Source organism: Lysobacter sp. TAF61 (assembly GCF_052113485.1).
In the GTDB taxonomy this organism is placed as follows: Bacteria; Pseudomonadota; Gammaproteobacteria; order Xanthomonadales; family Xanthomonadaceae; genus Lysobacter_J.
In genome coordinates this window covers 174984-188229 of record NZ_JBFRDH010000001.1, presented here as the reverse complement: position 1 = coordinate 188229, position 13246 = coordinate 174984, and the positions used below count along the sequence as shown (strand labels likewise).

The following is a 13246-nucleotide window of genomic DNA, read 5'->3' as shown; positions in this document are numbered from 1 at the left end:
AGTCAGACGTCGGCCAGCAGCCGCTTGGCTGCAGCGCGCGCTTCGCGCGTGAGTTCGACGCCGCCGAGCATACGCGCCAGTTCTTCCTCGCGCTGTTTGGCATTGAGCAGCTGCACCGCGCTCTGGGTGACGCCCTCGCTGGCGGCCTTGCTCACGCGGTAATGGGCATGGCCCTGCGCCGCGACCTGCGGCAGGTGGGTCACGCACAGCACCTGACGGCTGGCGCCCAGCGCGCGCAACTTCTGTCCGACGATCTCGGCCACGGCGCCGCCGATGCCGGTGTCGACTTCGTCGAAGACCATCGTCGGCACCGCATCCAGTCCGAGCGCGGCGACTTCGATGGCCAGCGAGATGCGCGACAGTTCGCCGCCGGAGGCGACCTTGCGCAGGGCCCGCGCGGGTTGCCCCGGGTTGGCCGCGACCAGGAACTCGACGCGCTCGCCGCCCTGCGGATCGGGGCGGTCGGTCTCGAGCGGCTCGATCTGGACGTCGAAGCGGCCGCCGCCCATGCCCAGTTCCGAAATCAGGGCGGTGGTGCTGGCCGACAGGTTCGCTGCGGCTTCGCGGCGCATCCGGCCAAGGGCGTCGGCGGCCTGGCGCCAGTCGCGACGCGCGGTCTCGATCTCGCTGTCGAGGCGGGCCAGGCGCACGCCGGCACCTTGCAGGGATTCCAGTTCGGCGGCGATCGCATCGCGCTGGGTCGCCAGCTGCTCGGGCGGAACCCGGTGCTTGCGTGCCAGTTCGTGGATGCGGGTCAGGCGCTGTTCGATCGCTTCCAGGGCGGAGGGATCCAGGTCGAGGTCGCTGCGCACGCGGTCGAGCAGGGCCAGGGCCTCGTCGACCTGGATCGCGGCGGCGTCGAGCATGCCGTCGACATCGCCCAGCCGCGGTTCGTGTTCGAGCACGCGCTGCAGGTCGCTGCGCACCTGCTGCAGGCTGCGCGACAGCGATGGGCCTTCGTCGCCGCCGAGGCGGGCGAAGGTGCCTTCGCAAGCCGAAATCAGGTCGGCGGCGTGGGACTGGCGGCGGTGGTCATCCTGCAGGCGGGCGATGGCGTCGGCCTCGAGGTCCTCGCGGTCGAGCTCGCCATGCTGGTGTTCCAGCCAGCCGATGCGGTCGGACACGTCGCCCTTGGCCGACAGTTCGTCGCGCTCGGTCAGCAATGCGCTCCAGCGCGCCGCGGCAGTGCCGACAGCCGCCAGTTCGGCATGGGTACGGCCGAAGGCGTCGAGCAGCGCCAGCTGGCTGGGGCGCGACAGCAGCGCCTGGTGTTCGTGCTGGCCATGGATCTCGACCAGCAGCGCGGACAGCTCGCTGAGCTGGCCCAGGGTGACCGGGCGGCCATTGACCCAGGCGCGCGAGCCGCCGTCGGCGCGGATCACGCGGCGGATCTGGCAGGGGGCGTCCTGGGAGGCATCGTCTTCGTCGAGCTCGTTGTCGCGCAGCCAGGCGCGCGCCAGCGGGACGTCGTCGAGGCTGAAGCCGGCGACCAGTTCGGCGCGATCGGCGCCATGGCGGACCACGCCGCTGTCGGCGCGCAGGCCCGAGATCAGGCCCAGCGCATCGACCAGCAACGATTTGCCGGCGCCGGTCTCGCCGGAGATGACGGTCAGGCCGGGGCCGAAGCCGAGCTCGGCTTCGTTGACCACGGCGAACTGCTTGAGGGAGAGATGGACGAGCATGGAGCGCGATTGTGCCTCTTGTCGGTTGCGGCGTGATAGCGGGGCGGCGTCTCGCAGGTTCAGATCGGCGGCGTCGGTCGCGAAAAGCCTTGCACCGGCCCGGGCTGCGCTCTATCAATAGCGACGCCATGAACCGCAAAACTGCCGATCCCACCCTGGACCCGCGTGCACGGCAGCTGTTGCGCACCCTGATTGGCCGCTATATCCACAGCGGCGAACCGATCGGCTCGCAGACCCTGGCCCGCCATGCCGGCCTGGACGTCAGCGCGGCGACCATCCGCAACATCCTCTCCGACCTGGAAGACGCCGGCCTGCTCAGCGCGCCGCACAGCTCGGCCGGGCGCATCCCGACCGCGCAGGGCTACCGCCTGTTCGTCGACTCGCTGCTGCAGGTGCGGCCGCTGCCCGACAGCGACCTGGCCCGCCTTCGCGGCGAGCTGCCGGCCGGTTCCGGCACCCAGGCGCTGCTGGGCAGTGCCTCGGAGCTGTTGTCGGCGATGACCCACTTCGTCGGCGTGGTCAGCGTGCCCCGGCGCGAGCAGTTCGCCTTCCGCCGGATCGACTTCGTCCCGCTCGACGGCGCCCGCGTGCTGGCAATCCTGGTTTTCGCCGACAACGAAGTGCAGAACCGCATCGTCCAGACCCGCCGCCCGTTTGACGCCGGCGAACTCGAGCGCGTCGCCAACTACCTGAACGCCCATTTTGCCGGGCGCACCGTGGCCGACATCCGCGCCACCCTGGTGCGCGAGCTGCGCAGCGCCCAGACCGAGATGCAGACGCTGTTGACGCAGTCGGTGGAGCTGGCCGAGCAGGCCCTGGCCCCGGGTGGCGACGACATGGTCCTGTCCGGGCAGACGCGCCTGATGGGCGTGCAGGAGCTGGCCGACCTCGACCGACTGCGCGACCTGTTCGATGCCTTTGCCCGCAAGCGCGAGATCCTGCAACTGCTCGAGCGCACCGTGCAGGCGCCGGGTGTGCGCATCTTCATCGGCGAAGAAACCGGCCTGGCGCCGCTGGAGGGGATGTCGCTGGTGACCGCTCCCTACGTCGCCGCCGGTGGCAGTGGCCAGGTACTGGGCGTGCTCGGGGTGATCGGGCCGAGCCGGATGGCCTATGACCGGGTGATCCCGGTGGTGCAGGCCGCCGCCGACGCGCTGGGCGCGGCGATCCATTCGGAGTCCTGAGGTCCCGTCCCCCGGCAGGTCCGTGAGGGCAGGGCCCACGGCTCCGGCCCCGGACCGTCCCTGACGCCTCCCGGGCGCGGCCTGGCCGCTGCCAATGGAACAGTTCGTCTTGAAACCTCGCGGGGCGGCCCCATTGCTGCCCTGTCGCGCATGAGCGCGGATTTCCGAATGTTTGGCGCCCCTGGCGCAGGGATGGAGCACCGCATGACCCACATCGACCCGATTGAAACCCCCGACAACGACACCCCGGACCTGGCCGGCGGCACCGCCGACGGCGCCTCGCTGGCCGCCCAGCTTGAGGCCGTCCGTGCCGAACTGGCGCAGGTGCGCGAAGAGTCGCTGCGCGAACGCGCCGAACTCGACAACCAGCGCAAGCGCATGGCCCGCGACATCGACATGGCGCGCAAGTTCGCCAACGAGCGCGTGCTCGGCGACCTGCTGCCGGTGATCGACAGCCTCGAAGCCGGCCTCACCATCCAGGCCGACACCGCCCAGCACCTGCGCGAAGGCATGGAGCTGACCCTGCGCCAGCTGCTCAAGGTCGTCACCGACAACGGTCTGGTCGCGATCGATCCGGCCGGCAAGAGCTTCAACCCGGAGCAGCACCAGGCGATGAGCATGGTCGAGAGCGCCGGGCATGCACCGGGCGACGTGGTCCAGGTCTACCAGAAGGGCTGGCTGCTCAATGAGCGCCTGCTGCGCCCGGCGCTGGTGGTGGTGGCCAAGCACGACTGAACGAGCGGGGCAGGCAGGCGCCATGCGGCCACTGGTCGCTTGAAGAGCCCGCCGCCGGCCCCCAGATAACGCACATCGGCGCCACTGCAGATTCGGCGCCACTCAATTTCAAGCATTAGCGAGGGAGCTACACACATGGGCAAGATCATCGGTATCGATCTGGGCACGACCAATTCGTGCGTCGCGATCATGGAAGGCGGCAAGGCCAAGGTCATCGAGAACGCGGAAGGCGATCGCACCACGCCTTCGATCGTGGCCTTCACCAAGGACGGCGAAGTCCTGGTGGGCGCCTCGGCCAAGCGCCAGGCCGTCACCAACCCGAAGAACACCTTTTTCGCGGTCAAGCGCCTGATCGGCCGCAAGTTCACCGACGCCGAAGTCCAGAAGGACCTCGACCTGGTGCCGTACAAGATCGCCCAGCACGACAACGGCGACGCGTGGGTGGCCACGGCCGACGGCAAGAACATGGCGCCGCAGCAGATCTCCGCTGAAGTGCTGGCGAAGATGAAGAAGACCGCCGAAGCCTACCTGGGCGAGACGGTCACCGAGGCGGTCATCACCGTGCCGGCCTACTTCAACGACAGCCAGCGCCAGGCGACCAAGGACGCCGGCAAGATCGCCGGACTCGACGTCAAGCGCATCATCAACGAGCCGACCGCGGCCGCGCTGGCCTACGGCATGGACAAGAAGGGCGGCGACCGCAAGGTCGCGGTCTACGACCTCGGCGGCGGCACCTTCGACGTGTCGATCATCGAGATCGCCTCGGTCGACGGCGAGATGCAGGTCGAGGTGCTGGCCACCAACGGCGACACCTTCCTGGGTGGCGAGGACTTCGACAAGCGCGTCATCGACTACCTCGTGGAGGAGTTCCAGAAGGACCAGGGCATCGACCTGCGCAAGGACCCGCTGGCCCTGCAGCGCCTGAAGGACGCGGCCGAGCGCGCCAAGATCGAGCTGTCGAGCGCGCAGCAGACCGAGGTCAACCTGCCGTACGTCACCGCTGACGCCTCGGGCCCGAAGCACCTCAACATCAAGCTGACCCGCGCCAAGCTCGAAGCCCTGGTCGAAGACCTGGTCAAGCGCACCATCGAGCCGTGCCGCATCGCCCTGAACGACGCCGGCCTGCGTGCCAGCGAGATCAGCGAAGTGATCCTGGTCGGCGGCCAGACCCGCATGCCCAAGGTGCAGCAGGCCGTGGCCGAGTTCTTCGGCAAGGAACCGCGCAAGGACGTCAACCCCGACGAGGCCGTGGCAGTGGGCGCCGCGATCCAGGGCGGCGTGCTGGCCGGCGACGTCAAGGACGTGCTGCTGCTCGACGTGACCCCGCTGTCGCTGGGCATCGAAACCCTGGGCGGCGTGTTCACCAAGATCATCGAGAAGAACACCACCATTCCGACCAAGGCCTCGCAGACCTTCAGCACCGCCGAGGACAACCAGTCCGCGGTGACCGTGCACGTGCTGCAGGGTGAGCGCGAGCAGGCTCGCTACAACAAGTCGCTGGCCCGCTTCGACCTGACCGGCATCGAGGCCGCGCCGCGCGGCATGCCGCAGGTGGAGGTGTCGTTCGACATCGACGCCAACGGCATCCTGCACGTGTCGGCCAAGGACAAGAAGACCAACAAGGAACAGAAGGTCGAGATCAAGGCGGGCTCCGGCCTGTCCGAGGACGAGATCGCCAAGATGGTCGCCGACGCGGAAGCCAACCGCGAGGAAGACCAGAAGTTCCACGAGCTGGTGCAGGCCCGCAACCACGCCGACGCGCTGATCCACAGCGCCCGCAGCGCGATCAAGGACAATGGCGACAAGGTCGCCGGCGACGTGATCGGCCGCACCGAAGGCGCGATTGCCGAGCTGGAGACGGCGATGAAGGGCGACGACAAGGGCCAGATCGAGGCCAAGTCGAAGGCGCTGGAGGAAGCGGCGCAGTCGCTGTTCGCCGCCGCTGCCGCATCGTCGCAGCCGGGCCAGGAAGGCGGTGGTGGCGCGCCGAAGTCCGATGACGTCGTGGACGCCGAGTTCACTGAAGTCAAGGACGACAAGAAGTAAGGCGGAACTCGTCACTGGAACGGGGAGCCGGAGTGAGGACAGCGCAGCCAACGGCAGTGCTTCCGCAACCGGTTCCCCTTTCTTGTGTTCGCGTCCACTGCATTCCAGGGGCCGCGCGGTCCTTCGCTTTGACGATTTCCCCTTCTACTGAGTTTCCGAGTCATTCCCGGCAATGAGCAAGCGCGATTACTACGAAGTCCTGGGCGTGGCCCGTGACGCCAGCGACGAAGACCTGAAGAAGGCTTACCGCCGCTGCGCGATGAAGCACCACCCGGACCGCAATCCGGGCGACGCTGCCGCCGAGGCGACGTTCAAGGAATGCAAGGAGGCCTATGAGGTCCTGGCCGACGGCAATCGCCGCCGCGCCTACGACCAGCATGGCCACGCTGCGTTCGAGCACGGCATGGGCGGAGGTGGCGGCGGGGCCGGCTACGCCGACATGGGCGATATCTTCGGCGACATCTTCGGCAACATTTTCGGTGGCGGCGCTGCCCGGGGACCGCGTCGCGGCGCCGACATCGGCTACGTGATGGAGCTGTCGCTGGAAGAGGCGGTCGGCGGCATCGAGAAGCAGATCGAGATCCCGACGCTCGACGAATGCGACACCTGTGACGGCACCGGTTCGGCCGACGGCAACCTTGAGACCTGCTCGACCTGCCAGGGTCGCGGCCAGGTGCGTTTCCAGCGCGGCATCTTCTCGATGCAGCAGGCCTGCCCGCATTGCGGCGGCCGCGGCAAGACCATCGCCAACCCGTGTGGCGACTGCAACGGCCAGGGGCGCGTGGAGCGCACCAAGACCCTGCAGGTCAAGATTCCGGCGGGCGTCGACAATGGCGACCGCATCCGCCTCAACGGCGAGGGCGAGGCCGGCCCGGCCGGCTCGCCCCCGGGCGACCTGTATGTCGACGTGCGCGTGCGCGAGCACGAGATCTTCCAGCGCGACGGCGACGACCTGCATTGCGAAGTGCCGGTGCGCATTTCGCAGGCGGCGCTCGGCGACACCATCCGCGTGCCCACGCTCGATGGTGAAGTCGAACTGCGCATTCCGGCCGAGAGCCAGACCGGCAAGCTGTTCCGCCTGCGCGACAAGGGCGTGCAATCGGTGCGCAGCCGCGCGCCGGGCGACCTGTACTGCCGCATCGTGGTGGAGACGCCGGTCAACCTGACCCCTGAGCAGCGCGAGCTGCTGGAGAAGTTCGAAGCGACGTTCGTCGGGGAGGGAGCCCGTCGACATTCGCCGCGCGCCTCCACCTTTCTGGACGGGGTGAAGGGCTTCTGGGACCGGATGACGTCCTGAGCAATCGTGTTTGCCCATCGCGCGGCCTTGTCGCGCGATGAATGCGCGTTTAGCCTGCGCGCATGAATGAATCGATCCCACCGGTCCGTGTGCTGATCCACGGAGTGAGCGGCCGCATGGGCCAGGCCCTGCTGCGGCTGGCCGGCGAGCGCGACGACATCGCCGTGGTCGCCGCGGTATCGCGCTCACAGCCTTCCCAGCGCGTCGTCGAAGGCGTGCCGCACTTCGCCGCGACCGAGCTGTCGGGCGTGCCGCCGTTCGATGTCGCGATCGATTTCAGCCTGCCGCAGGGCTTCGACGCGATCCTCGAGTTGTGCAGCCATCGCGGAGCTGCGCTGGTGTCCGGCACGACCGGGCTCGAAGAGGGTCAGCGCCAGGCGCTCGGCGTGGCGTCGCAACGCATCGCGCTGCTGTGGGCGGCGAACTTCAGCCTCGGCGTGGCCGTGCTGAGCGAACTGGTCGAACGGGCTGCCGCGGCTCTGCCGGGCTGGGACTGCGACATCGTCGAATCGCACCACGTGCACAAGAAGGATGCGCCGTCCGGGACCGCCTTGGCCCTGGGCGCCAGCGCCGAGCACGGTGGGGCGCAGCCGCGCTACGCCTCGCTGCGGGCCGGCGACATCGTGGGTGAGCACCTGGTGCAATTCGCCACCGCCGGCGAGCGCATCGAGCTGGTGCACCGGGCCACCAACCGCGACATCTTCGCCCGCGGAGCACTGCACGCTGCCGCCAAGCTCGCCGCGAAGGCGCCCGGCCAGTACCGCCTGCGCGATTTGCTTTGAACCGCCATTGACGCCCGACCGGGGCCGCCGGACGGGCTGAAGCCCCGATTGGTGGCCTCGCGCCACCATCGCAGGCCTGAAGAATCCCTGGCCGCCATTCATTCAAGACTGGCGCCCGGGGCCGCGTGCCGCTAGAATTCCCGCTCGCCTGAACCCCTTCCGTCGGACCGGTCCCGCACCGCGTCCGCGCTTTGCTGCAGGCCGGTATTTGCCAACTCTGGCTGCCGGCATCTGCGCAGCGGTGGGGGTGTCAGCACCCCCCGGCAGCCAAGGCGATCCCCGTGACCCAACCCGCAATCCTCGCGCTCGAAGACGGCACCATCTTCGAGGGCGTTTCCGTAGGCGCGCCCGGCCTTTCAGTCGGCGAAGTCGTGTTCAACACGGCCATCACCGGCTACCAGGAAATCCTCACCGATCCGTCGTATGCACGGCAGATGGTGACGCTGACGTATCCGCACATCGGCAACACCGGTTGCACCGACCAGGACGACGAGGCCGCGCAGGCCTGGGCTGCCGGCCTGATCGTGCGCGATGTGCCGCGCCGCCCGAGCAACTGGCGCAGCCAGGTGTCGCTGCCGGAGTGGCTGGCCAAGCGCGGCATCGTCGCCATCGCCGACATCGACACGCGCAAGCTGACCCGCATCCTGCGCGAGAAGGGTGCGCAGAACGGCGCGCTGATGGCAGGGGAGATCAACGTCGAGAAGGCGCTCGAAGCCGCGCGCAAGTTCCCCGGCCTCAAGGGCATGGACCTGGCCAAGGAAGTGACCACGGCCAAGCGCTACGAGTGGACCGACGGCCAGCTCGACCTGGACCGCAACGAGTTCGTCAAGGCGCCGCCGCGTTTCCACGTGGTGGCCTACGACTACGGCGTCAAGCACAACATCCTGCGCATGCTTGCCGAGCGCGGCTGCCGCCTGACCGTGGTGCCGGCGCAGACGCCCGCCGCCGAAGTGCTGGCGCTCAAGCCCGACGGCGTGTTCCTGTCCAACGGCCCCGGCGACCCGGAGCCGTGCGTCTACGCGATCAAGGCGATCGGCGAGTTCATCAAGGTAAAGATCCCGACCTTCGGCATCTGCCTGGGCCACCAGCTGCTGGCGTTGGCCAGCGGCGCGAAGACCATGAAGATGGGCACCGGCCACCACGGCGCCAACCATCCGGTCCAGGACCTCGACAGCGGCCGGGTGATGATCACCTCGCAGAACCACGGCTTTGCGGTCGATGAGCCCACGCTGCCGGCGAACGTGCGCGTGACCCATCGCTCGCTGTTCGACGGCACCAACCAGGGCATCGCCCTGACCGATGCGCCGGCCTTCAGTTTCCAGGGCCACCCCGAGGCCAGCCCCGGTCCGCACGACGTCGCGCCGCTGTTCGATCGCTTCGTGGCGATGATGGAGCAGGCCAAGTGACCCACGCGCTGCGCCGCGTGGCTGCGGTCGCACTGGTGCTGTTGCCCGTTGTGGCAGTGGCGGCGGTGCCGACCGATGGCCAGGTGGCGCGGGTCCAGCAGTTGCTGGGGTTCGACGAAGCGTTTGCGCTGACCATGGACGAGAAGTTCGAGCGCGCGCCGGAGCTGTCCCACTACAGCAGCACCGAACGCACCTGCGTCAGCGGTCTGGTCCGGCCGGCATTTGCCGGTGCCCTCAATGACGCCTTCCGCAACCTGTTCGGTGACGGCGCGGTGGTCGAGGACTGGGAGCGCTTCGCGCAGACGCCCGGTGGTGCGCGTTTCATGGAGTTCGTGCGCAGCGGCGTCGTTGCAACGGCGCGCAATCAACCGCGCCCGGAACCGGAAGCCTTCATGCGGGGCATGACGCCCGAGCAGTTTGACGAAGTCTCGAAGTTCCTGGCCAGTCCGGCGGCTGCGGTGCTCAAGCGCGAGTTTCCGGAAATGGATCTACCGCAGGAGCAGCAGTCGATTCTGGCGGCAAAGGTTCATTCGCAGTGCGGCGTGGAGTTGCCCAAGGCGTGATGGGCGCGGCCGGCGCCAGTACCGCACGTGCGATGGATGCGCACAACAACCGGATCGGTGCGCGCATCGGCGCCACCGCCGGCAGCTGGAATTCGATGCAGCAGGCCACGCTCTCACAAGGCCGGCTTGCTGCGATTAGGAGCGGCGCGATCGATGCACATCTTTTGAGTGCACGATCCGCCGAGCAGATCACCTGGCTCGCACCCCACGCGTGGCAGGAACGACTTTACTGAGGACACCATGCCCAAGCGCACCGACATCAAGACCGTCCTGATCATCGGCGCTGGCCCGATCGTGATCGGCCAGGCCTGCGAATTCGATTATTCAGGCGCCCAGGCATGCAAGGCCCTGCGTGACGAGGGCTTCCGCGTGGTGCTGGTCAATTCCAACCCCGCGACCATCATGACCGACCCGAACATGGCCGACGCCGTGTACATCGAGCCGATCAACTGGCAGACGGTCGAGAAGATCATCGCCAAGGAGCGCCCGGACGCGCTGCTGCCGACCATGGGCGGACAGACCGCGCTGAACTGCGCGCTCGACCTGGCCGACAACGGCGTGCTGGAGAAGTACAACGTCGAACTGATCGGCGCCTCGCGCGACGCCATCCGCATGGCCGAAGACCGCGAGCTGTTCCGCGTCGCCATGGCCGAGATCGGCCTGGAGTGCCCGAAGGCCGAGGTTGCGCGCAGCTTCGAGCAGGCTGTCGACATCCAGACCCGCGTCGGCTACCCGACCATCATCCGTCCTTCGTTCACCCTGGGCGGCACCGGCGGCGGCATCGCCTACAACAAGGAAGAGTTCGAGGACATCGCCAAGCGCGGTCTCGAACTGTCGCCGGTGCACGAGATCCTCGTCGAGGAGTCGGTGCTGGGCTGGAAGGAATTCGAGATGGAAGTGGTCCGCGACAGGGCGGACAACTGCATCATCGTCTGCTCGATCGAGAACTTCGACGCGATGGGCGTGCACACCGGCGACTCGATCACCGTCGCCCCGGCGCAGACCCTGACCGACAAGGAATACCAGCGCCTGCGCGATGCCTCCATCGCGGTGCTGCGCAAGATCGGTGTGGACACCGGCGGCTCGAACGTCCAGTTCGGCATCAACGCCAAGGACGGTCGCGTCGTCGTCATCGAGATGAACCCGCGCGTGTCGCGTTCCTCGGCGCTGGCGTCGAAGGCCACCGGCTTCCCGATCGCCAAGATCGCCGCCAAGCTCGCCATCGGCTACACGCTCGATGAGCTGCGCAACGAGATCACCGGCGGCGCCACCCCGGCCTCGTTCGAGCCGACGATCGACTACGTCGTCACCAAGATTCCGCGCTTCGCCTTCGAGAAGTTCCCGCAGGCCGATGCCCGCCTGACCACGCAGATGAAGTCGGTCGGCGAAGTCATGGCGATGGGCCGCACCTTCCAGGAATCGCTGCACAAGGCCCTGCGTGGCCTGGAAACCGGCAAGGTGGGTCTCGACCCGACCGGCCTGGATCTTTCCAGCGAGCAGGACCTGGCGACGCTGCGCCGCGAGCTCAAGGAGCCGGGCCCGGAGCGCATGTTCTTCATCGGCGATGCCTTCCGCGCCGGGATGAGCGTCGAGGACGTGCATGCGATGTCCTTCGTCGACCCGTGGTTCCTCGACCAGATCGAAGAGCTCATCGCCGCCGAGAAGCAGGTCAGCGATGCCGGCCTGTCCTCGCTCGACAAGAACCGCATGCGCGCGCTCAAGCGCATGGGCTTCTCCGACGCGCGCCTGGCGCAGCTGACCGGCACCGACGAGACCGCCGTGCGCACCCTGCGTCGCGCCTTCGGCGTGCGCCCGGTGTACAAGCGCGTGGATTCCTGCGCGGCCGAGTTCGCCACCACCACCGCCTACATGTACTCGACCTACGAGGACGAGTGCGAGGCCAACCCGAGCAACCGCGACAAGATCATCGTGCTCGGTGGCGGCCCCAACCGCATCGGCCAGGGCATCGAGTTCGACTACTGCTGCGTGCATGCCGCGCTCGCCCTGCGCGAGGACGGCTATGAAACCATCATGGTCAACTGCAACCCGGAGACGGTTTCGACCGACTACGACACCTCCGACCGCCTGTACTTCGAGCCGCTGACGCTCGAGGACGTGCTCGAGATCGCCGACCTCGAAAAGCCCAAGGGCGTGATCGTGCAGTACGGCGGGCAGACCCCGCTGAAGCTGGCGCGTGCACTGGAAGCCAACGGCGTTCCGATCGTCGGGACGACTCCGGACAGCATCGACCTGGCCGAAGACCGCGAGCGTTTCCAGAAGCTGGTGCAGCAGCTGGGCCTGGCGCAGCCGATCAACCGCACCGCGCGCAACCCCGAGGAGGCGCTGCTGCTGGCCTCGCAGATCGGCTACCCGCTGGTCGTGCGCCCGAGCTACGTGCTCGGTGGCCGGGCGATGGAGATCGTCTACGGCGACGCCGACCTGACGCGCTACATCCGCGACGCGGTGAAGGTCTCGAACGATTCGCCGGTGCTGCTCGACCGCTTCCTCGACAACGCTGTCGAAGTCGACGTCGATGTCATCGCCGACAAGGATGGCAACGTCCTGATCGGCGGCGTGATGGAGCACATCGAAGAGGCCGGCGTGCACTCGGGCGATTCCTCGTGCTCGCTGCCGCCGTACTCGCTGACTGCGGCCGTGCAGGACAAGCTGCGCGACCAGGTGCGGGCGCTGGCCAAGTCGCTCAAGGTCGTCGGCCTGATGAACACCCAGTTCGCGATCACCTTTGACGAGAACGGCGACGAAACCATCTACCTGATCGAGGTCAATCCGCGTGCCTCGCGCACGGTGCCGTTCGTCTCCAAGGCGACCGGCATGGCGCTGGCCAAGATCGCGGCGCGCTGCATGGTCGGCCAGACCCTGGCAGAGCAGGGCGCGACCAAGGAAATCATTCCGGAGTACTACTCGGTCAAGGAAGCCATCTTCCCGTTTGCCAAGTTCCAGGGGGTCGACCCGATCCTCGGCCCGGAGATGCGCTCCACCGGCGAGGTGATGGGCGTGGGCCGCAACTTCGGCGCGGCGATGGCGCGCGCGCAGGAAGCCGGCGGCATCAAGGCGCTGCCGGCGGGCGGCAAGGTGTTCGTGTCGGTGCGCGATCCGGACAAGACCCGCGTGCTGCCGGTGGCGCAGGATCTGGTCAAGCGTGGCTACAGCCTGGTCGCGACCGAAGGCACGCACGCCTTCCTGACCGCGCAGGGCATCACCTGCGAGCGCATCAACAAGGTCACCGAAGGCCGCCCGCACGTGGTCGACCTGATCAAGAACGGCGAGCTGGTCTACATCGTCAACACCACCGAAGGCCGCCAGGCGATCAACGACTCGTTCTCGATCCGCCGCGAGGCGCTGCAACACCGCGTGACCTACTCGACGACGGTGTCGGGCGCGCGTGCGCTGGTCAACTCGCTGGAGTATCGCGGCACCGGCCCGGTGTGGTCGCTGCAGGAGTTGCACGCGGAAATCGACGGCGCGGCCTGAGGCCGCGCCCGGTCCGTCGTTCCCGCCTGCGCGGGAATGACGGGCGAGGGATGACGACT

At 68.0% G+C, this 13246-nt stretch carries 10 protein-coding genes; 9 read left to right on the top strand and 1 reads right to left on the bottom strand.

All coding sequences use genetic code 11. The annotated features are described in order from the left end of the window. Nucleotides 1-2: 2 nt before the first annotated feature. A complete protein-coding gene (recN, locus tag AB4Y64_RS00865) occupies nucleotides 3-1682 on the bottom strand; it encodes a DNA repair protein RecN (protein WP_441814574.1) in 1680 nt (559 codons plus the stop codon). 128 nt (nucleotides 1683-1810) lie between these two features. On the opposite strand from recN, the gene hrcA reads away from it, so the two are divergent. From hrcA to carB, 9 genes are all read left to right on the top strand, one after another. Next, nucleotides 1811-2866, top strand: coding sequence for a heat-inducible transcriptional repressor HrcA (gene hrcA, locus AB4Y64_RS00860; RefSeq protein WP_441814573.1), 1056 nt, complete (start codon nucleotides 1811-1813; stop codon nucleotides 2864-2866). Between the two features lie 204 nt (nucleotides 2867-3070). Next, nucleotides 3071-3601, top strand: coding sequence for a nucleotide exchange factor GrpE (gene grpE / locus AB4Y64_RS00855; protein ID WP_441814572.1), 531 nt, complete (start codon nucleotides 3071-3073; stop codon nucleotides 3599-3601). 135 nt (nucleotides 3602-3736) lie between these two features. Further along, nucleotides 3737-5647, top strand: a complete 1911-nt coding sequence (gene dnaK / locus AB4Y64_RS00850; protein ID WP_441814571.1) for a molecular chaperone DnaK — start codon at nucleotides 3737-3739, stop codon at nucleotides 5645-5647. Between the two features lie 172 nt (nucleotides 5648-5819). Next, nucleotides 5820-6944 carry a molecular chaperone DnaJ gene (gene dnaJ / locus AB4Y64_RS00845; RefSeq protein ID WP_441814570.1) on the top strand — a complete coding sequence of 375 codons (1125 nt, stop codon included), beginning with the start codon at nucleotides 5820-5822 and terminating at the stop codon, nucleotides 6942-6944. A gap of 62 nt (nucleotides 6945-7006) precedes the next feature. Continuing rightward, nucleotides 7007-7726, top strand: a complete 720-nt coding sequence (gene dapB / locus AB4Y64_RS00840; RefSeq protein ID WP_441814569.1) for a 4-hydroxy-tetrahydrodipicolinate reductase — start codon at nucleotides 7007-7009, stop codon at nucleotides 7724-7726. Between the two features lie 281 nt (nucleotides 7727-8007). Beyond that, complete coding sequence (gene carA / locus AB4Y64_RS00835; protein ID WP_441814568.1) at nucleotides 8008-9132, top strand: glutamine-hydrolyzing carbamoyl-phosphate synthase small subunit; 1125 nt, start codon at nucleotides 8008-8010, stop codon at nucleotides 9130-9132. Further along, entirely contained in the window at nucleotides 9129-9695 is a 567-nt protein-coding gene (locus AB4Y64_RS00830; RefSeq protein WP_441814567.1) for a hypothetical protein, read from the top strand. The genes carA and AB4Y64_RS00830 overlap by 4 nt, the downstream gene beginning before the upstream one ends. A gap of 32 nt (nucleotides 9696-9727) precedes the next feature. Then, nucleotides 9728-9928 carry a hypothetical protein gene (locus AB4Y64_RS00825; protein WP_441814566.1) on the top strand — a complete coding sequence of 67 codons (201 nt, stop codon included), beginning with the start codon at nucleotides 9728-9730 and terminating at the stop codon, nucleotides 9926-9928. A gap of 7 nt (nucleotides 9929-9935) precedes the next feature. Further along, nucleotides 9936-13187: a carbamoyl-phosphate synthase large subunit gene (gene carB, locus AB4Y64_RS00820; RefSeq protein WP_441814565.1), complete on the top strand. Its 3252-nt coding sequence runs from the start codon at nucleotides 9936-9938 to the stop codon at nucleotides 13185-13187. The last annotated feature ends 59 nt before the right edge of the window (nucleotides 13188-13246 follow it).

What these genes read in the sequence shown, in the direction of transcription:
- recN (WP_441814574.1), bottom strand. Translation starts at nt 1,682, where the DNA reads ATGCTCGTCCATCTCTCCCTCAAGCAGTTCGCCGTGGTCAACGAAGCC.
- hrcA (WP_441814573.1), top strand. Translation starts at nt 1,811, where the DNA reads ATGAACCGCAAAACTGCCGATCCCACCCTGGACCCGCGTGCACGGCAG.
- grpE (WP_441814572.1), top strand. Translation starts at nt 3,071, where the DNA reads ATGACCCACATCGACCCGATTGAAACCCCCGACAACGACACCCCGGAC.
- dnaK (WP_441814571.1), top strand. Translation starts at nt 3,737, where the DNA reads ATGGGCAAGATCATCGGTATCGATCTGGGCACGACCAATTCGTGCGTC.
- dnaJ (WP_441814570.1), top strand. Translation starts at nt 5,820, where the DNA reads ATGAGCAAGCGCGATTACTACGAAGTCCTGGGCGTGGCCCGTGACGCC.
- dapB (WP_441814569.1), top strand. Translation starts at nt 7,007, where the DNA reads ATGAATGAATCGATCCCACCGGTCCGTGTGCTGATCCACGGAGTGAGC.
- AB4Y64_RS00825 (WP_441814566.1), top strand. Translation starts at nt 9,728, where the DNA reads ATGGATGCGCACAACAACCGGATCGGTGCGCGCATCGGCGCCACCGCC.
- carB (WP_441814565.1), top strand. Translation starts at nt 9,936, where the DNA reads ATGCCCAAGCGCACCGACATCAAGACCGTCCTGATCATCGGCGCTGGC.